A 19667-nucleotide genomic window follows, 5' to 3' on the forward strand; every position below is an offset into this window, starting at 1 on the left:
CCCATCTTATCCGTAATTCAAATTTTTTAATAATTTTTTGTCGATATGAAGACATTCTATACTAAGTCAATAAAGTTGGGAAAGCGAACAGAATGAATGAACCAGCAAAGATGATCTTGAGCAGTGTGTAAATTAAAACAGTAAGCTAAATTGAAAATAGCAATTTTAAGAGATGAAGAACAATCTAAAAATTTTTTTAATTTTTTAAAATAAAACATGCTTAAAATAAATCAAATAATCTAGAAATTTTAAGGTGCTATATAGGTTAATTGAAGTATATATGAGGAGAACTTATTAATTTAAAAGTTTTTTTTAAACAATAATTGTGAAATAACGATGTATTTTGTGGTTAAGACCTAAATTTAGAATAAAAAGTTGTCATATTATCTCTCAAAGCCCAATTAAAATTTTAACTCATTTAAATGAGAATTTTTACATAATTTAGATGTGGAAAATATTTCAATAAATATGTTTTTAAAATTTAATATATTTTTCAATATCTTATCTTTTGTTGACAATATTTTTTTGTTGTAAGTACATTTAAATTAAAAGAATATTTTTTTAAATTCTGATTAAAACAGTCAACTTAAATATCAAGATTTGTGAAAAAAGATAAAAAATTATGTTTTTTTTGACAGGTTATATTTCTGGATAATTATTATTATAACCCTATCGAAGCTTCTTGTTAAAAGTAACGATTTGTGAAGATTGCATTGAGTAATAAATTATTTTTTAAAATATAAAATTTATTTTAAAAAATATAAGGATTCATTTTAAGTCGATTTTACATGATTTTTGAAGATTGAGTTGAATTTATGCCTTATCTCAGTGTTTTTATTTTAGCACGACGCTTGAGTATTTTAGGGATAAAGCATTGCCGCAGGTGGTGTTTTGGTTGCCTAACATTTTGTTGGTAACACTAAATAAATTGTGATCATTGTTTTGATGATGACGAATTTTTAATTTTGAACTTTAAAGGTGAAATAAATGAAATTAGCGAAATTAGCAACTGCATCTGTACTTGTAGCTTCTTTGGCTCCATTCTGCGCAATGGCTGATAACACTGGCGTTGTTAAATTCCAAGGTCAAGTTGTTGATTCTCCGTGTAATATTGAACAAGAATCTTTAGATCAAACTGTTGATTTTGGTCAATTGTCTCGTAAAGCACTTGAAGCTGGTCAAGCTGCTGAAGCAGATTTTGATATCAAATTTACTGGTTGTGACTTCAATACCTTTGCTAACGCAGGTCCTGTAAACACTATGGAAGTATCGTTCACTGGTACTGAATACGCTGATGCAGGTAAAACTTTGCTTTCGACTTCTTCTAACAACGTAAACAACGTTGGTGTATCAATTAACGGTTTCACTTTCGGTACTGCTAAAGATGTATTGAGTAGCATTGTAAACCAAAAAGGCGACAACACTTTAACATTCAAAGCTTTAGCTTCAGCAGTTGACGTAGCTAAACCAGTAGCTGAAGGCAAATTCAGTGCTGTTTCTAACTTCCGTATTACTTATCAGTAATAGGTGTGCAGATCAATCACCAGTCATCTGACTGGTGGTTGTCTTAAGTTTGAAAGAAGAGGTGTTTGTGGTGATTGATCAGCGTAAAAGAGGTTGTGTTGTAGGAATCTTGTTTTCACTCTTTCTAACCGTTTCTCCTACTCTTACCGCAAAAGAAATCGGAATGCGTAATTTGGGCAATACACAGCTAATCGGTAGTGTAATTTCAACGCCATGTTCGATTGTAATGCCAAACCGTGACCAAACTGTAGTTTTTTTACCAACAACACTAACGATGTTGTCTAGTGCTTTAGAGCGCGAACAACACACTCAGCCATTCGAGATCGAACTCCGAGATTGTGGTAGTGCTTACACTGCTATCGATACTAAAACATGGACGATCCGTTTTGATGGCTATAACGCAAATAATATTAATGCCTTCGTACTTGAAGGGCCTTCTCAGGGCTTGGGTGTTTCTCTACTCGATAACGATATGAACACGCTACGACTGGGAGAAAATTACTCCTTATTTGAAAGCTTGTTGCGACATGACGAAGCCGGTCAAGCACTTTTTTTGCGTTATTTCTTGAGACTAGAGCCGACAGGAAAACCGTTACAAGCAGGAAACTATCAGGGTTTAGTTCGTTTTTTTATTGATTATCAATGAGGCAAAAATGCGTTTTCTCAATATACAGAAAATTGAGAGAAATATTTTGCTGTCTTTAAAGGTGCCGCAGTATGAAGCTTAAACTTAACAAAGTAACGCAAGCCATTTTGTTGGCGTTCAGCTTTAGCACATGCGCGGCTCATGCTACAGAATTTAACTTAAATGTATTAGATGCAGAAGACATTGAAAATGTTGATATGAGCCAGTTTTCCGTTGCGGGCTATGTTCCGCCTGGCAACTATGTTTTAACTACATTTGTGAATGGGCAGCGTTTAGGTGCGCCACGCGATATTTCAATAATAAAATTGGAAAATAAAGATAATACCGCCTCTCAACTTATATGTATTCCTTTAGAAATGCTTGAGCTTATTGGACTCAATGCATCAGGCAAAGAAAAAGTTACCAGCACTCAACAGGGCCAATGTCTGGATCTGTCAGCGTTGTCTGGTACGCAAACCAAAGTCGAGTTGCCGACATTATCTCTGAATATCACGATCCCCCAGATCTGGATGGAATATCGCGATCCTTACTGGATTCCGCCTGCACTTTGGGAAGAGGGCGTAAATGGTGGATTTATTGATTATAGTGCCAACCTTTCGTTTACAGACGAAAATAACTCCGGTAAACGCACCTATTTATCTACCAATGGTACGGCAGGTGTCAACCTCGGTGCATGGCGTATCCGCGGTGACTTTAATGCGATTTATCAAAAGCGTGAAGGGACTGGAAGCAGTCAGGAACTACATAATTTCGATTTTAACCGATTTTATGCTTTTACCTCGCTTAAAGATATTTCATCAGTCCTAACGGTTGGCGAAAACTCTTTTTATTCAGATGTATTTGAATCGTGGCAGTACAGTGGTGTTTCACTAGAAAGTGATGACCGGATGCTACCACCAAAACTTGTGGGCTATGCACCAGAAATTATTGGTGTTGCGAGTACCAATGCAACGGTTACTGTTCGTAGTCAGGATCGCGTTGTTTTAGAAACCACTGTCCCACCGGGGCCTTTCCGTATTCAAACACTTGATAGTGGAGTACGTGGGGTATTGGACGTTACAGTGCGTGAAGAAAATGGTGAAGAAAAGAAATTTAGTATCAATACCGCTTCACTCCCTTATTTAACACGTCCAGGACGAATGGTTTATAAGCTTGCTGCGGGTAAAACACGCTATGACGCACACTCTGTTACGGGTAGAGCTGTATTAAGTGGTGAATTTTCCTATGGATTGACCAATGCATGGTCGATTTATGGTGGTTCGCAACTCAATGGCGATTATCAAACATTTGCCGCGGGTGTCGGTCGCGACCTCTTTTCTTTGGGCGCACTTTCACTGGATATTGCTCAATCGGTTTCAAACTTTGAAGACCAAACCTTACGTGGACGTTCATATCGTTTGAGTTATGCAAAGTCTTTTAATGACTTACTTACAGATATTACCTTTGCTGGGTATCGCTTTGCTGACCAAGACTACCGAACTTTAAACCAGTTTATGAGGCAGGATCGTACAGGTGGAGAAAGTAGCGGGCAAAAAGAAAACTATCAGATTTATCTAAATAAGTACTTTGATAAATTTAACCTGTCTTTCAATTATCAATACAGTACTTATTGGCAGAATAAACCACAAACACAATATGGTTTATATGCCAGCACTTATTTCAAGATGCCGGGAGCATCTAAGGAAAAAGCCAGCGTTTCGCTATCTGCAACCAGAACTGAACATGATACGGGCCTTCAGGATGACTCGATTAACTTCTACCTGACGTTGCCACTTTCAAGTGGACGTAGTATTTCGCTTTCAGAATTGTATTCTAAAACAAGTGGTTATAATCAATTTAACCACAGCGTAGGCTACAGTGCTTATAACGAACATGATAACTATAGCGTGAACGTTGGCTACAATCATGGTGAAAACATGGATAGCCAGTCGAGTATCAGTGGTTATTACTCACGTGATTTCTCACAGGCAGATGTGTCGGTAAACGCAAGTTATGTACCTGAGCAATATACGAGCGTTGGGGCGTCTATTAGAAGTGGTATTACAGCAACTTCAAATGGTATTGCTTTGCATCGTTCAGCCAATGGTGATACTCGATTAATGATTGAAACACCGGGTACAAGTGGTGTTCCACTTCAAAATGGAATCACCAAAACCAATGCTGCGGGGCTGGCTGTGCTTCCAAACATTAGCAGCTACCGTCAGTCTACGGCATCGATTAATACCAGCAAATTACCAGATGATATTGAAGCACTGGTATCAACGACTGACATTACTCTTACCAAAGGGGCAATTGGTTACCGTAGTTTATCTGTAATGAAAGGGGATAAATTATTTGCGGTTTTATCATTAAACAATGGGAAAAATCCACCATTTGGAGCCAGTGTGCGCAATGCAGATAACCGTGAGTTGGGTATTGTGGGTGAGGATGGTGTTACATGGCTAATTGGTGTTGCGCCAAAAGAGAAGTTATCCGTTTATTGGGGTGGTAAAGTACAGTGTGAATTGTGGTTACCTGAAAAGATAGAGTCATCATCGAGCATGTTGGACTTGCCATGTACATTTGGTACAGAGACATCACCGGTAGCTAGTTCGATATCGTCAAGACAATAAATTAATGAGTTTTACGAGGTAAATTATGTTGAATTCAACTCTACGTGGTGGATTGCTTGCCAAGCTTTTATGTACGACTGCCCTAATCTCCATGAGTGCGCAAAGTGCTGTCACATTAGACAGAACACGTATTATTTTTCCGGGTACGGAAAAATCAATTAATGTCACTATTTCAAATGACAATCCAGAAGAAGCCTACCTTGCACAGAGCTGGATTGAAGATTTACAGGGCAATAAACTAACCAAAGGTGCAATTTTGGCAACCCCGCCTTTGCAACGTGTTGAGGCCAGTAAAAAAAGTCTGGTGCGTTTAAGCACCACGCCAGAAGTTGCGAAGTTACCGCAGGATAGAGAATCTACTTTTTATTTTAACTTACGGGAAGTTCCACCTAAACCTGCCACTGGTAATACGTTGCAAATTGCCTTGCAATCAAGAGTAAAACTATTTTATCGACCAAGCAGTATTTTGGCAGAAGCCGAGACTCAATGGCAGCATAAAGTCACTTTGACCAAGACAGCAAAAGGTTACCTTTTAAATAACCCAACTCCTTTTAATTTAACGGTGATTGGATTTGGTAACAGTAAAGAGCAAGCAGAAAAAAATGCCTTTAATGCGGTCATGGTGGCACCAAAGTCGACGCATGAAATAACCTCTGCTGCTTTGGCAACGCCACATTTAACTTACATTAATGACTACGGCGGCAAACCAACCATGTTTTTTAACTGTCAGGGCGAAACCTGCACGGTTAAAGGCGAATAATATTTTTAATAAACCGTTATTGGCGACAGGGGAACCACGTTGAGCAAACAAAAAGTAATGAAAAATCCGAAAAATGTGTGCTGGATATTACTCATTGTTGGCAGTGCATTTGGTCACAGTGTGTTGGCTCAAAGCCCTGTCGGGAGTACATCTATAAAACAGTCAGATTATGAACCGATCCATCAAGGTGTGGTGCGGGTCAATGCGGTTGTTTTTAATGCGCCCTGTAATTTGGACTTTAAAGAAAAGTTGATGTTAACGGGATGCGGTGCGGGAAATGATTACAGTCAGATGTTGATTTCCGATGCAGCCGCGGACACTCCTGCAAAGTTACGTTTTTATGATGCGCAGCATCATCAAAGTATGGCAACGACCCCGATTTCTTTATCAAACGGCACGAACACTATTCTTATGCCTTCATTGATGGAAAATCAAAATAGCCTTCGTTTAGAGGTCAGTTATGAATAGCATAAGAACACGTTGTTTGGCATTGCCACTGTCACTTTTTTTAGCCGCGCCCCATGCATACAGTGCGAGTTCGCTTGATGTTCAGTTTAGCGGAGAGTTAATAAGCACAACGTGTAAGATTGATAGTGAGTCGTTAAATCAGGAAATTACGCTTGAAAACTTGAACTGGCGCTCGATTAACCAACAAGGTTCAAGTTATTTAACCCCTTTTTCTATTGGCATCGATAATTGTAGTAATACAGACTTGAATAAAAGTATCAAGCTGACATGGCAGAGTAATCAACTGGTTGAGCTGAGCGGAGTCAATTTTGTAAAAACGCAAGGGACGAGTGGCGTGTTGCTTGGAATCGTTGATCAGAACAATCAACCTATTGTCTGGAACAGCCCGACATCTGTTGCGACAGTTTCAGTTGCCAACGATGTGCAACATATTAACTTTAGTGCATTTGTTCGTAAGCCTGCTACGGGTGAGGCCGACATAGGTGATTTCACTAGCACGGTAACCTTTGCGGTGGAGTATCAATAATGAATAAAATCAATCCGTTGATAAAATCTTTATGCCCTGTGTTACTGATGATTTCGACGTGGGGACATGCCGATGTTTTAGTGAACGTGACTGCGCAGATGCTAACGCCTGCCTGTAATATTGCGATGGGGACGGGCAAGGGATCAAATATTGAATTTGGTCGGGTTCAGGTAGAAGACCTAAAGAAAAACCAAGGGCCTACGCAAGACTTCAGAATAGATATAACGGGATGTGATTTTGGAAATAAAGCAGTGGGTCTAGCAATGCTCCCTAAGGTGGGTTCAGTGGTTGAGTATAACAGCCAAAGTTTATTGGCCACCACGACCGATGGCTTGGCGATTGCGTTTAAAGATAAGGTTGGTGGTAAGTCACTAAGACCAGACGGTTCTGCGCAAAGCATTAATCTCACGAAGTATACAGATATTAGTTTATCTACAACACGTTTCGCAACGCTAAACGCACAGTTAATCAATACTAAACCAGCGGATGAGCTGGAGTTAGGTCCTTTTGAAGCCGTCATCACGCTGCTCGCGCAGTATCTGTAATAGAGGTTTAGTATGTTGAACTCTAAATTTAACGCGTTTCTAGACTGTTATCGTCATTTAAAACTCCGCCAAATCACCGCGCTTTCCTCTGTTATGGGCTTAAGTTTATTGGGTTTTGAGACAAATGCAGGCTATGCAGCCAAGATTCAAAATCCAAGTGATGGATATAGGATTACCCTTAACAGTAATACCCCTGTTGACACCAAAGCTGTAGCGGGCAGTGACGGGCATAATTATCATCAGATCGGTGAGCCAATTTCAGTGCGTTCAACTTCTCCATCTGTCAGTGTAACGGGAAGGGTCGATTGTTCAGGCACACAATGGCCAGTGGGGATTTTAGGGATCAACACTGGTGCATGGCATCGTTTATTTGTATATCTTCCGCTAACAGGCATAAAGATTGGTGATAAGAACGCCTATCGGATTAATTCCAATGTAGTTATGACGATTACGGAAGATTCAAAAGTAGATTGGTACCAAACAGCGTCGGGTGTATGTGCAAATTTAACAGGTTATTCTGTAACAGCTGCTGTTGCAGATTTTACTGGACAGTTCCCTATTACATTAACGTTTTATTTAAATGAAAAAATCATTGATGGTCAGATTGTGATTCCTGCGATGGATTTGGTGGGATATGTCCGCGCATATAACCGCGAAGGTACGAAACCGACTCAAACGTTCTGGGCAATTCAGGATTCGACTGCACCGATGAGACTGAATACCTCACAAGTGAATCTGGTGTCTTCATGTAGTACTCAAACCCAGTCAGGCGCAGGTGGAACAGGCACGGGCACACTCAATTTAAACCATGGTGCGTTAAAAAGTAATGAGTATGACAGTCGGGTCAGTGGGCAGGTGAACTATAACTGTACTTTTTCGGCCTCAACGCCTATACGTTTAAGACTTGACTATGCTAAAGACGGTGACCCGCAAGGGCGCTTGCCTCTTACAAATACGGTAGTTGGCAGTACAGACAAGATCTACACTGAACTGACCATGCGTGATGAAACCACTGGCCAGACCGGTGGAGTGGATCGGGATATTCATACCAATATTGAGCAATCTAAAACCATTAGCATCACCAGCCATCTGCAAGGTACAGATGCAGTGGCAGGCAACTATCAGGGTTCCGCATGGTTAATCGCAACATTTGATTAACCTTTGAGCGGACTACTGTTTGATAGAATAATAAAAACTTGCCTAGCGGATCATGATGGAGATCATGGTGATGACTAGGCAAGTCAATCGACAGCCATAGATTTTTCATGTTTTTATGAACCCAGTGATTGTAGTGATTCAGCATGGCGGTTAGCACTAAAAAGCGTTTAAATATATGGAGTATTGCCAAGATATAGAGTGTGTTGCAGACAGGGATGGTCAAGACAACAGGCTTACTGTTCGTCTAATAAGCATAATTTAAAATAGAAGACTTTATGATGTTAAATATAAAATTTAAAGCTCTAACTTCTCTGTACTTTGTGCCTTTGGTTCGTGTGTTGGGCATGCTAAGTGGTCTGCTCTGGTCAATGACGCCTTTGCATGCGGATTATGCAGCGGTTATAGACGATTCATCTCATGGCTATCATTATGATTTATCGTCTAACACTACGGTCAGTTCTCAAACAGAAAAAGGAACAGATGGCGATTATTACCTTATTGGTAACCCTTTTTCACTAAGTGAAATTAATGGAACAGGGAGCGGACAATGTGTAGGTCAGACGTGGGGATATCTAAGACCGGGGGATATACCTGATACTGAATTTGATGCTTCGAATGTCTATCATTTTTTAAAGATGTTTATACCTAAAGTAGCGCCCTCGGTATCTATTTCGGGTCGAACCGCCTATCAGCTTAACTCAAATGTGTATGTCACCGTAGAAGCGGGTAATTCATACATGATGTACACTTGGTCAAAGACACCATTGGCATCCGTTTGTGCTAGAGGTGGAGGAAGATATTACGTTTACAGTTTAACTTCACAATTTCCTATCGTTTTAAGGTTTTATCTGAAAAATAAAACGATTGATGGGCAGTTGGTTATTCCTGCAACCCCTTTGGCTGGATATTTTCGCGCTTTTGGTAACCGAACTCCAAGTGCAGTCACGACATTTGAAAAGTCATCGGCTCCTATCTGGTTAAATTATTCACGTATTAATTTTAATGCGACCTGTACAACGTCTACCAGTAGTTCAGGCTCTGTTGGGACGTTAAACTTAAATCATGGGGCTTTAGCGACCACTCATTATGATAGTTTGGTTAGTGGTCAGGTCAACTATAGCTGTGATTTTACAAAATCGACCGATGTAATATTACGGCTCAACTATACCAAAGATGGGGATCCGCAAGGTCGGTTGCCTTTAATCAATACATTAGATAATAGCAAGAAAATCTATACCACACTTTCCATGCAGGATGAGTCAAGTGGTCAGGAAGTTCAAGCGGGAACTGACCTAAAAGTTTCCATTGAAAAATTTAAGACCATCACTGTAAAAAGTCATTTGCGTGGAGAAAATGCTGAGGCGGGGGACTATAGTGGTTCTGCGTGGTTAATTGCGACGTTTGATTAAACGTTCGATTTCGTGTTTGCCTTGCAAATGAGGAGAAATCGCCTGCTTTTTATAAAGCAGGCGATTTTATTATTCTACGGTCACAGATTTTGCCAAATTACGTGGTTGATCGACATCTGTACCACGTAAAACAGCCACATGATAAGACAGTAGCTGCACAGGAATACTATAAATAATCGGGGCTAGCCATGCGTTGACTTTGGGAATATAAACCACGTGTTGGCGGTCTTTTTCCACAATGCCACTGTTTTCATCCGCGAAGACAAACAGTTCACCACCACGTGCCTGAACTTCTTCCATATTGGATTTTAATTTATCCAGCATATCATCGTTTGGCGCCAAAATGACCACAGGCATTTCGTTGTCAACCAGAGCCAATGGGCCATGTTTGAGTTCGCCTGCTGCATACCCTTCCGCATGGATATACGAAATTTCCTTGAGTTTGAGCGCACCTTCCAAAGCAATTGGGAAATGTGTACCACGACCCAAAAACAAACAGTGCTGTTTTTCAACAAACAGTTCTGAAAGGCGTAAAATCTGATCATTTTGCTGCAAGGTATCCAGCATAACTTTTGGACAATGCCAAAGTTGTGTTGCAATATCTGCAATTTGAACATCAGAAATTTGTTGTTTCACCTGACCAACTTTTAAAATTAATAACATTAAAGCTGCAAGTTGTGTCGTGAATGCCTTGGTTGAAGCCACACCAATTTCAGGGCCAGCCAGAGTCAATAAATGATGATCGGTTTCGCGTACCATTGAAGAGGTTGCAACATTACAAATGCTTAACGTTACAATATCCAGTGCATTGGCCTTGGCACGTTTTTGAGTTTCACGCAGGGCTGCCAAAGTATCCGCAGTTTCACCCGACTGAGAAATACAAACGTAAAGCGTATTAGCAACAATCACGGGCGAGCGATAGCGGAATTCACTGGCAATCTCGATCTGACAAGGAACGCCAATCAGTTGTTCAAACCAGTATTTGGCAATCATGCCAGAGTGATAACTCGTACCACAGGCGATAATCTGAACGCTTTGAATTTTAGAAAAATCCAGCTCGGCTTTTTTCAAAAAGTCTTCACGCAGTGTATTGTTATTTAAAGCCTGAGAGATGGTTTGCTGAATTGCATCGGGCTGCTCATAAATCTCTTTGAGCATATAATGCTTATATTCACCTTTAGAGGCATTACTAACTGCTGCATCCAATTCTTTAATTGGACGTTCAACACGTTCACCATGCGCATAAATATCAATACTGTCACGAGTTAAACGCGCAATATCGCCTTCTTCGAGATAAACAAAGCGGTTCGTAATGGGTAAAAGTGCAAGCTGATCCGAGCTAATGAAATTTTCACCAATCCCAACGCCAATCACCAGCGGGGAACCTTCACGTACCGTAATCAATTCATTAGGATGTTGAGTATGCACAATACCAAGAGCATAAGCACCTTTCAGCTTTGGAACGACTTGACGTACCGCATCGAGCAAACTATCTGTGTGTTTTAAGGCGTCATTCACGAGATGCGCAACCACTTCGGTATCGGTTTGCGAAGTGAATACATAGCCTTCTGCCTGAAGCTGATCTTTAAGCTCTTGATAGTTTTCAATAATACCATTATGAACGACAGCAACGTCACCCGATACATGCGGATGTGCATTATTTTCAGTAGGTTTGCCATGAGTTGCCCAACGGGTATGAGCAATTCCGAGAGAACCTGTCAAATGATGTTCACTGACGGCTTCTGCCAGATTGGCGACTTTGCCCACCCGACGTTCACGTAAAATATGCTGATTATTTACCAGCGCAACGCCCGCAGAGTCATAACCACGGTATTCAAGGCGCTTTAAACCTTCAATTAAAATATCGGTAATACTACGTTCAGCAACGCCGCCGACAATACCACACATAGGTTAATCCTCTTATTTCTTCAACTTTTGGGGACGTTGATAGTTTGATTTTTCAAATTGTTCAGCGCGTTCAAACGCCAGAGTATTGTCCGCCACATTACGGGTAATGACCGATCCTGCACCAATGGTGGCACCATTGCCAACCGTAACCGGGGCAACCAGTGAACTATTTGAACCGATAAATGCGGCATTACCAATTACGGTTTTGTGTTTGTTGGCACCGTCATAATTACAGGTAATGGTTCCTGCACCAATATTGGAACCTTCACCAACTTCGGCATCACCCAGATAGGTAAAATGATTGGCTTTGGAACCTAACCCGATACGAGTATTTTTAACTTCCACAAAATTGCCGATATGCACTTCATTGGCCAATACTGCGCCGGGACGTAGTCGTGCAAATGGGCCAATCTGAGCATACTCACCGACAACAGCATTTTCAAATACACTATACGGCTGAACTTTGGTGCCTGCGGCGATAGAGGTATTTTTGAGAATACATCCAGCACCAATTTCAACGCCATCACCCAATTCGCATTCACCTTCAATGATCACATTGATATCAATGCGCACGTCCTGACCGACTTTGAGTGAACCACGCAAATCAAAACGAGCAGGATCACTTAAAGTAACACCTTGTTGCATCAGTTCAATGGCTTGTTGCTTTTGAAATTCGCGTTCCAGTGCCGAGAGTTGTAGACGATCATTCACACCTTCAACTTCATAGGCAAGTTGGGGTTGAATCGATGCAATTTCAAGTCCATCTGCAACCGCCATTGCTACGATATCAGTGAGATAATATTCACCTTGGGCATTATTATTTGAAAGCTTTGGCAACCATTCATGTAGTTTTTGATTGCTGACGCAGTAAATACCCGTATTGATTTCTTGAATCTTGTGTTGTTCTTCGTTGGCATCTTTATGCTCAACAATCGCCTGAATCAGGTTGTTTTGGCGAACAATACGACCATAACCTGTTGGGTTGTCGACATTTAGAGTAATCATGCCAATGCCAGAAGGTGTAGACACTGCAATCAGTTGTTCAAGTGTTTGCTGGCGGACTAACGGCACATCACCATATAAAATCAGGGATATACCGTCTTTTGGCAAAACAGGCAGGGTCATTTGTACTGCGTGACCTGTACCCAATTGTTCTGCTTGTTCGACCCATTGGATTTGTTCTTGTGCAAATTGTTGTTGTACCCGATCACCGCCGTGTCCATAAATGGTAATGATATTGCCTGCATTGAGTTTTTTTGCAGTGCTAATGACGTGACCCAATAATGGTTGTCCAGCAAGGGGTTGTAATACTTTTGGAAGTTGGGAGCGCATCCGCGTTCCTTTACCTGCTGCAAGAATAATAACGGTCGTTGACATGAATAACCTACTTAACGGCTTAGACCAAACAATAAATAAATTAAGATACAGAGCGCAGCCCAAACTCCTGCGATAATATCGTCCAGCATGATACCAAAACCGCCCTCTACACGTCGATCAATCACGCGAATCGGCCATGGTTTCCAAACATCAAACAGGCGAAATAGCAGAAAGCTGATGAGTGCCCATTGTATATTCATTAGATTAAAAAAGATTAAAGGCAAAACAGTAATGGATTGACCTGCAAATTCGTCCCAAACGATGCGTCCATCATCATGTACACCCATCAAATCCGCGGTTTTACCGCAAATGTAAATTCCGACAAGACTCATGATAAAAATAACAAAAACAGAGGGATAAAAACCCAACCAGATCCAAATTGGGATAAACAACAATGCAAACGCTGAACCAAATGTTCCCGGCGCTTTAGGGAGCAATCCTGAGCCAAAACCAACGCCACAAAAGGTGATAAAGCGGTCTGACCAGCGCATACTCTTAAAAGGAATGGAGGATTTAGGCAAAATGTTGATATCCATGAAACTGAACGGGATGGTCTTGACCATTATGTTCAAATACTAGTTTTGTGTCCTGTGTAATCAGGCCAATCATTGTAATGTTGACATCTAATTGTTGTTGCAAAAGTTTTTCGTAGTTTTGCGGTGTTATTGTAAAGCAAAGCTCGTAATCATCGCCACCCGCGAGAGCATATTGCCATTTTTGTTGATCTGGCAAGACTTGAAGTGCGGGGTCAAGCGGGAGTTGATCCAGAAAGATTCTGGCTCCGACATGGGATGCCTGTAAAATATGTCCCAGATCTTGGGCCAAACCATCCGAAACATCGATCATGCTTGAGGCTAATCCTTTTAGGCTTTGACCAAGTTCGCAACGCGGTGTGGGGTAGTCCAGACGTGACTGGAGTGCCGAACCCAAATGCTGCAATCCGTAGGCTGCATCGCCCACCTGACCGCTGACCACAATATAGTCGCCTACTTGAGCACCCGACCGACAGATCGCCCGACCAGATTCGATATAACCGAGTGCCGTGACTGTAATGGTCAAATGTGGACTTTGTGTGGTATCCCCCCCAATCAAGCTTACCCCAAACTGATCGCAACAATCGAAAAGTCCCTGACTAAAACCGTGCAACCAATCATGGTCAATATTGGGTAAACTGAGGGCTAATAAAATACTGTGGGGTTTTGCAGCCATTGCCGCAATATCAGATAAATTTACTGCAACACTTTTCCAGCCAATCGCATGGGCGGATGTTTGCAGTGGAAAATGCCGACCTGCAACCAGCGTATCGGTACAGATGACCAATTGCTGCTGGGCAGGGGGAGTCAAAATAGCTGAGTCATCACCGACGCCGACATCGCCCTGCTGTGTTAAAGGACGAGTGAAATATTGCTCGATAATAGAAAACTCAGCCATGACTTAAAAGTTACTTATTGAGCTTGTTGCTTTTCTGCTTCACGCAGTGTGGACGCTAAACGATCCAAGACGCCATTGATATATTTATGGCTGTCTGCACCACCAAAATGTTTGGCAAGCTCAATGGCCTCATCGAGGACTACACGATAAGGAATTTCTAGGTGATCACGTAGCTCGTAAGCACCTAAACGTAAAGTCGCTAACTCTACACCATCTAGGGCTTTAAGCTCGCGGTCAAGTACAGGAATCAGCAAAGTATCCAGATTGTCATGATCTGCAATGACTTGAGTCAATAGCTCATGATAATAACCAAGATCAACCTTATGCATGGCATTTTCGGCACGAGTACGCGCTTCAATTTCATGCACAGGATTATGGCTCATTTGCCATTCATAGATACCCTGTACCGCAAAACGACGTGCTTTACGTTTTGCCGCATACACGGCTTGAAGTGTTTGAGACATGCCTTAGATTGCCTTTAACAAATTAACCATTTCAATTGCAGTCAGTGCTGCTTCTGAACCTTTATTGCCCGCTTTTGTACCAGAGCGCTCAATTGCTTGTTCAATGCTATCTGTGGTAAGTACACCATTGATCACAGGAAGTGTGCTTTCAAGTGCAACTACGCCTAACCCTTTGGCACATTCACCTGCCACAAAGTCAAAATGTGGCGTACTACCACGAATCACCGCACCTAATGCAATGATGGCATCAAATTTATCTGACGCTGCCAGTTTTTTCGCAACAATTGGGAGTTCCCATGCACCCGGTGCATAAGCCACAGTGATATTGTCTTCACTCACGCCATGACGTTTTAAAGTGTCAATTGCACCTTCAAGCAAGTGCTCAACTACAAAGCTGTTAAAACGACCTACTAAAATCGCGTAACGGCCTTCGCTCGCGAGATGTAATAAACCTTCAATTCGGCGAATTGCCATAATAACCTCGATTAATTTTCTATCGTTTGATCAGCAGAAATATATTCTACCACTTCTAAATTAAAGCCTGACAGTGCATTAAAGCGTAAAGGGGAGCTAAGGAGCTTCATTTTCTCTACACCTAAATCACGTAAAATCTGTGCACCTACCCCAATTGTTTGATATTGGTGTGATAATGCTGCATTGGATTTAACAGGTTTAGGTTTATTCAGGCTTTCAAGCGCTGGGCCTAAGTCCTGCAAATGATTCTGTCCGATCCAGACCAATACTCCACGTTCAGCAGCAGCAATGGTGCTAAGTGCACGATCTAGATTCCATGCAGGTTCGCCATCCTGTTTATTCAGTTTAAGCAAATCACGGACGGGATTAAAACCATGTACACGAACAGTGGTCACACCTTCTTTAGGTTCACCTTTGACTAAGGCCAGATGAACATCAGGGTTGCCAATTTCACGGTAACGATATAGCTCAAATAAGCCATACTCAGTTTCAATAGTTTGTTGCCCCAAACGTTCAACTGTTTGTTCGTTCGTCATACGATAGTGAATGAGGTCGGCAATGGTTCCAATCTTTAAACCATGTTTTTCGGCAAAAACCTCTAAATCTGGACGACGTGCCATCGTGCCATCTTCATTAATAATCTCACAAATGACAGAAGCGGGTTCCAAACCAGCAAGGCGAGTCAGATCGCAGCCAGCTTCAGTATGACCTGCACGGTGTAGAACTCCACCTGGTTGCGCCATGAGCGGAAAAATATGACCAGGTTGAACAATATCAGCAGGTTTGGCATGTGCAGCAACCGCGGCATGAATCGTATGGGCGCGTTCAGCCGCAGAAATACCTGTAGTAATGCCTTCAGCGGCTTCAATCGACAAGGTGAAATTGGTTGCGTGTTGCGCACCGTTGTGATCGACCATCAGCGGTAAGTTAAGCTGTTGGCAACGTTCACGACTTAAGGTTAAACATACCAGACCACGGGCATGCGTAATCATAAAATTGATATCTTCTGGGCGCACGTGGGTAGCGGCAATGACTAAATCACCTTCATTTTCGCGATCTTCATCATCCATTAAGATGACCATTTTGCCAGCACGGATATCCGCGACCAGTTCTTCAACATTACTCAACGGCATGAGCCTTCACCTTTTGATGATGTCCAAAAGACAGTTACGTTCACAATGTGTTGCATAGTCTACCGTGTTTTGGGCAGATTTGCCTATGCTTCTATCATTTAGTTATGGGGTTCTCTTTATACACATAAGTGAATTCATTTGAAAAGTATTGTAATTCTTAAATGCTGAAATTTTGTTTGATTTTTGGACGAAGGCTTTGCGTATATTAAGATAAAAATATAAATTCAATGACTTAAGTGCAATTCAATTGTTTTAAAAATAAAAAAACTCCCGCAATGGGGAGTTCTACGGGCTTAGCTTTATACTTCTGATTGGGGATCTGTCTGATTTTCAATGGAAGCTTTGGCCTTTTTGCCCATCAAGATTTCAGTACGGATTTGTTGGGCAAGCTCTGCACATTCTGTATTCATACCATTTTGCATAAATGCATGGCGAGTCAAGACATTGGCTGGATTTGGCATCGCAACTAACTGATAGCATTCACTAATCGCCTTAAGCTGTTCGTTATTTAAATGTAAAGCCGACTCTTTAGCATGTAAATGACCGGTGAGGCGCTGTGCTGCTTGTACAGCATCTAGTTGCATGGCAGCCACCGCAGTCGAAACCGCCGAGCGAGTCTGTAAAGCAAAGCGTTTATCTTCACGATAGCGTTTATACAGAACATCTGACAATAATTGAAACACCGCACCAATCATGAGTAAACACTCAACCGCATGAGGCTCTTGATCAGAAATACTCAAATCTGAGCCCTCAGCATTAAATTCATTGATTACATGAATACTAGACGAGCTGAGTTGGTAATGTTTGGTACATAATTCAATGCTTTTATTCAGGAAAATCTGACACAGTTTAAAATAAGGGACAGAAACGGATTGGTTGACACTGTTTAGCAATTGCTTAGGGTCGTAAAACTGGATGTTAAGTGCCAAAGTATGATCTGTTTGATCTTGATCCAGTGTTTTTGTCACCACGGTGACTTTGGGCTTAGGTTGTTGTTTAGCCTGTGCAATGAGGGTCACGGCATTTTGTTTTTCAACTTCAAGTGCTTGAGTCAATTGTTGAATTTCGTGTTTGAGGCGCGATTCATTATTGATTCGTGCCAGATATTCACTACGGCTTGGGCGCGCAATAGCACGATAAGCTAACCATAACAGCCCATGAATGATAAATGACACCAAAATCGCCAACCATTGGGTTCTTAAAATTTCACCAATACTGGGTTGAATCAGGGTAATTTCAATGCTGCCGACTTTCTTTTCGTTTTGCAGGGCATCACGAACAAAAACTTCACCTTGACGAGTTTGTGACATGCCACTGGTGGCCAATACCTGTTTATTGGCATCTAAAATTCGAATCGAGGCAACGCTGGGGTTGGTCGCATAGCGATTTGCCAGAAGTGCCAGAGAAACTGTATTGGCAGGTTCGAGTTCCGTTAAACTGTCAGTTACGAGTTGACTGGTCATGAGTTGACCCTGACTAGCACGGTTTTCATTGAGCTGATGCGTCGTTGCAATCACCAATAAAAAGGTATGCAAAGCAAAACTTACGATTAATAGGCTAGCAAATAGCCCCTGTCTAGGTGCGTTCAACGTAAACTTCCAAGGCAAATAGATTCAAATTCGATTATCATTCTAACAATAGTTGCAGCTCAGACCCGAGTCAATTCATGCGAGAAATCATTCTTATCTCTTTTTTAGGACCTGATCAACCGAATCAGTTTACCCGATTAATGCAGGTTTTATCTGTACACTCATTGCAAATACTGGACGTAGGGCAAGCGGTGATTCATAACCAATTGACCCTCGGCATTGTCGTGGCTTCAAATGATGAAACCGCAACGGCACTTGCTATGAAGGAAATCCTGATTTTAGCACATGATATTGGTTTGACTGTGCGCTTTAAACCGATTTCAAGTGCAGAATACGATCAATGGGTAAGCGAAGGTGGACGTACACGTTATATTGTGACGGCGCTGGCACCAGAGCTTACGGCTTCCCACTTGCAGGCGGTTACAAAAATTGTGTCTGCTCAAGGGTTTAATATCGAAACGGTAACGCGTTTGTCAGGACGTTTGGCACGTGATGCAGAAAACAACGCGCCGCGCCGCGCTTGCGTGCAGTTTGGTTTAAGCGGCCAAATGCTAGATGCACAGGCGATGCGCGCAGCCTGTTTGAGTTTATCTGGTGAACTCAATATTGATGTCGCGGTTCAAGAAGACAATGCATATCGCCGTAACCGTCGTCTGGTTTGTTTTGATATGGATTCGACCCTGATTGAGCAGGAAGTCATTGATGAGCTTGCTTTAGAGGCTGGTGTAGGTGAACAGGTCGCAGAAATCACCGAACGTGCTATGCAAGGAGAGCTTGATTTTCAGCAAAGTTTTCGTGCGCGTGTGGCTTTGCTGAAAGGTCTGGATGCTTCGGTTTTGCCTACAATTGCAGAGCGTCTCACCATTACTGAGGGAGCCGAGCGATTAATTTCAACGCTTAAAGCGCTTGGATATAAAACAGCCATTCTATCTGGCGGGTTTCAATATTTTGCCGAATATCTCCAACAAAAACTCGGAATTGATGAAGTTCATGCCAACATTCTGGATGTGCAAGAGGGGATCGTGACAGGGGAAGTAAAAGGCGCAATTGTTGATGGGGCACGTAAAGCAGAATTGCTGACCCAACTGGCTGATAAAATGGGTATTTCACTAGAGCAGGCCATGGCAGTAGGCGATGGTGCCAATGATCTTCCTATGCTTTCTATTGCGGGATTGGGTGTTGCATTTCGCGCTAAACCGCTAGTACGTCAAAATGCCAATCAGGCCATTTCTAGCGTTGGTCTGGACGGAGTTCTGTATTTACTCGGCATGCACGATAAAGATTTAAATCGCGCATAATGTAGTAAGATTTTCCCAAAAAACGCTGCATATGAATGTGGCGTTTTTATATCAATAATCTATCTGGAATCAAGCGCTTTTGTACCGTTTATCGGCTGTTAAATTTTGAAATAACTCCGCATAAAAATTTTTTGAATGAGTCAAATTTTAAGGATAGTTTTTTGTAATGACACGCGACCGATGACACGCTCAGGCACTTCGTACTTTTTTAAATCATTCAAAATGTAATGACAAAATAATGTTGCGACAATATGTGTCGTATAAGAAAAAAACAGGTCTTTTTTTCTTTAAAAAACTCTCCATAATGCATCTAACACGTTCAACAGATATTTTTTGTCAACATTC

The 19667-nt window shown here is 41.6% G+C and carries 18 protein-coding genes; 10 read left to right on the plus strand and 8 right to left on the minus strand.

Translation table 11 applies throughout. The features are described 5' to 3' along the window. Positions 1–987 precede the first annotated feature (987 nt). From IAE19_RS00285 to IAE19_RS00325, 9 genes are all read left to right on the plus strand, one after another. Entirely contained in the window at positions 988–1524 is a 537-nt protein-coding gene (locus tag IAE19_RS00285; RefSeq protein ID WP_200458954.1) for a fimbrial protein, read from the plus strand. Positions 1525–1573: 49 nt separating this feature from the next. Beyond that, positions 1574–2170, plus strand: a complete 597-nt coding sequence (locus tag IAE19_RS00290; RefSeq protein WP_200458955.1) for a fimbrial protein — start codon at positions 1574–1576, stop codon at positions 2168–2170. A gap of 71 nt (positions 2171–2241) precedes the next feature. Continuing rightward, positions 2242–4782, plus strand: coding sequence for a fimbria/pilus outer membrane usher protein (locus tag IAE19_RS00295; RefSeq protein ID WP_200458956.1), 2541 nt, complete (start codon positions 2242–2244; stop codon positions 4780–4782). A gap of 25 nt (positions 4783–4807) precedes the next feature. After that, a complete protein-coding gene (locus IAE19_RS00300) occupies positions 4808–5542 on the plus strand; it encodes a molecular chaperone (RefSeq protein WP_200458957.1) in 735 nt (244 codons plus the stop codon). A gap of 39 nt (positions 5543–5581) precedes the next feature. Beyond that, entirely contained in the window at positions 5582–6010 is a 429-nt protein-coding gene (locus IAE19_RS00305; RefSeq protein ID WP_200458958.1) for a hypothetical protein, read from the plus strand. Then, positions 6003–6536: a fimbrial protein gene (locus IAE19_RS00310; RefSeq protein ID WP_200458959.1), complete on the plus strand. Its 534-nt coding sequence runs from the start codon at positions 6003–6005 to the stop codon at positions 6534–6536. The genes IAE19_RS00305 and IAE19_RS00310 overlap by 8 nt, the downstream gene beginning before the upstream one ends. A gap of 47 nt (positions 6537–6583) precedes the next feature. Beyond that, entirely contained in the window at positions 6584–7081 is a 498-nt protein-coding gene (locus tag IAE19_RS00315; RefSeq protein ID WP_200458960.1) for a fimbrial protein, read from the plus strand. Between the two features lie 12 nt (positions 7082–7093). Further along, positions 7094–8239, plus strand: coding sequence for a hypothetical protein (locus IAE19_RS00320; RefSeq protein WP_200458961.1), 1146 nt, complete (start codon positions 7094–7096; stop codon positions 8237–8239). A gap of 275 nt (positions 8240–8514) precedes the next feature. Next, positions 8515–9648, plus strand: coding sequence for a hypothetical protein (locus tag IAE19_RS00325; RefSeq protein WP_200458962.1), 1134 nt, complete (start codon positions 8515–8517; stop codon positions 9646–9648). Between the two features lie 69 nt (positions 9649–9717). Here IAE19_RS00325 and glmS read toward each other — a convergent pair whose 3' ends face one another. From glmS to IAE19_RS00365, 8 genes are all read right to left on the minus strand, one after another. Continuing rightward, complete coding sequence (gene glmS, locus IAE19_RS00330; RefSeq protein WP_200458963.1) at positions 9718–11556, minus strand: glutamine--fructose-6-phosphate transaminase (isomerizing); 1839 nt, start codon at positions 11554–11556, stop codon at positions 9718–9720. A 12-nt stretch (positions 11557–11568) separates the two neighbouring features. Beyond that, positions 11569–12933: a bifunctional UDP-N-acetylglucosamine diphosphorylase/glucosamine-1-phosphate N-acetyltransferase GlmU gene (gene glmU / locus IAE19_RS00335; protein WP_200458964.1), complete on the minus strand. Its 1365-nt coding sequence runs from the start codon at positions 12931–12933 to the stop codon at positions 11569–11571. A gap of 11 nt (positions 12934–12944) precedes the next feature. Further along, positions 12945–13469 carry a phosphatidylglycerophosphatase A gene (locus IAE19_RS00340; RefSeq protein WP_200458965.1) on the minus strand — a complete coding sequence of 175 codons (525 nt, stop codon included), beginning with the start codon at positions 13467–13469 and terminating at the stop codon, positions 12945–12947. Further along, complete coding sequence (gene thiL / locus IAE19_RS00345) at positions 13447–14364, minus strand: thiamine-phosphate kinase (RefSeq protein ID WP_200458966.1); 918 nt, start codon at positions 14362–14364, stop codon at positions 13447–13449. Before thiL ends, IAE19_RS00340 begins: the two co-directional genes overlap by 23 nt. Positions 14365–14378: 14 nt before the next feature. Next, positions 14379–14828 carry a transcription antitermination factor NusB gene (gene nusB, locus IAE19_RS00350; protein ID WP_200458967.1) on the minus strand — a complete coding sequence of 150 codons (450 nt, stop codon included), beginning with the start codon at positions 14826–14828 and terminating at the stop codon, positions 14379–14381. 3 nt (positions 14829–14831) lie between these two features. Further along, positions 14832–15302: a 6,7-dimethyl-8-ribityllumazine synthase gene (gene ribE, locus IAE19_RS00355; protein WP_004986034.1), complete on the minus strand. Its 471-nt coding sequence runs from the start codon at positions 15300–15302 to the stop codon at positions 14832–14834. An 11-nt stretch (positions 15303–15313) separates the two neighbouring features. Further along, complete coding sequence (gene ribBA / locus IAE19_RS00360) at positions 15314–16435, minus strand: bifunctional 3,4-dihydroxy-2-butanone-4-phosphate synthase/GTP cyclohydrolase II (RefSeq protein WP_200458968.1); 1122 nt, start codon at positions 16433–16435, stop codon at positions 15314–15316. Positions 16436–16734: 299 nt separating this feature from the next. Continuing rightward, the gene (locus IAE19_RS00365; RefSeq protein WP_200458969.1) at positions 16735–18042 is read right to left on the minus strand and encodes a hypothetical protein; all 1308 of its coding nucleotides are present in this window, start codon (positions 18040–18042) and stop codon (positions 16735–16737) included. Positions 18043–18101: 59 nt separating this feature from the next. Here IAE19_RS00365 and serB point away from each other — a divergent pair, with 59 nt between their 5' ends. Next, a complete protein-coding gene (gene serB / locus IAE19_RS00370) occupies positions 18102–19322 on the plus strand; it encodes a phosphoserine phosphatase SerB (protein ID WP_200458970.1) in 1221 nt (406 codons plus the stop codon). Positions 19323–19667: the final 345 nt, after the last annotated feature.

Source organism: Acinetobacter sp. S40, assembly GCF_016624705.1.
In the GTDB taxonomy this organism is placed as follows: domain Bacteria; phylum Pseudomonadota; class Gammaproteobacteria; order Pseudomonadales; family Moraxellaceae; genus Acinetobacter.

Excerpts from the sequence above, each read along its gene's own strand:
- IAE19_RS00285 (WP_200458954.1), top strand. The coding sequence starts at position 988 with ATGAAATTAGCGAAATTAGCAACTGCATCTGTACTTGTAGCTTCTTTG.
- IAE19_RS00295 (WP_200458956.1), top strand. The coding sequence starts at position 2,242 with ATGAAGCTTAAACTTAACAAAGTAACGCAAGCCATTTTGTTGGCGTTC.
- IAE19_RS00300 (WP_200458957.1), top strand. The coding sequence starts at position 4,808 with ATGTTGAATTCAACTCTACGTGGTGGATTGCTTGCCAAGCTTTTATGT.
- IAE19_RS00310 (WP_200458959.1), top strand. The coding sequence starts at position 6,003 with ATGAATAGCATAAGAACACGTTGTTTGGCATTGCCACTGTCACTTTTT.
- IAE19_RS00315 (WP_200458960.1), top strand. The coding sequence starts at position 6,584 with ATGATTTCGACGTGGGGACATGCCGATGTTTTAGTGAACGTGACTGCG.
- IAE19_RS00320 (WP_200458961.1), top strand. The coding sequence starts at position 7,094 with ATGTTGAACTCTAAATTTAACGCGTTTCTAGACTGTTATCGTCATTTA.
- IAE19_RS00325 (WP_200458962.1), top strand. The coding sequence starts at position 8,515 with ATGATGTTAAATATAAAATTTAAAGCTCTAACTTCTCTGTACTTTGTG.
- glmS (WP_200458963.1), bottom strand. The coding sequence starts at position 11,556 with ATGTGTGGTATTGTCGGCGGCGTTGCTGAACGTAGTATTACCGATATT.
- glmU (WP_200458964.1), bottom strand. The coding sequence starts at position 12,933 with ATGTCAACGACCGTTATTATTCTTGCAGCAGGTAAAGGAACGCGGATG.
- IAE19_RS00340 (WP_200458965.1), bottom strand. The coding sequence starts at position 13,469 with ATGGATATCAACATTTTGCCTAAATCCTCCATTCCTTTTAAGAGTATG.
- thiL (WP_200458966.1), bottom strand. The coding sequence starts at position 14,364 with ATGGCTGAGTTTTCTATTATCGAGCAATATTTCACTCGTCCTTTAACA.
- nusB (WP_200458967.1), bottom strand. The coding sequence starts at position 14,828 with ATGTCTCAAACACTTCAAGCCGTGTATGCGGCAAAACGTAAAGCACGT.
- ribE (WP_004986034.1), bottom strand. The coding sequence starts at position 15,302 with ATGGCAATTCGCCGAATTGAAGGTTTATTACATCTCGCGAGCGAAGGC.
- ribBA (WP_200458968.1), bottom strand. The coding sequence starts at position 16,435 with ATGCCGTTGAGTAATGTTGAAGAACTGGTCGCGGATATCCGTGCTGGC.
- serB (WP_200458970.1), top strand. The coding sequence starts at position 18,102 with ATGCGAGAAATCATTCTTATCTCTTTTTTAGGACCTGATCAACCGAAT.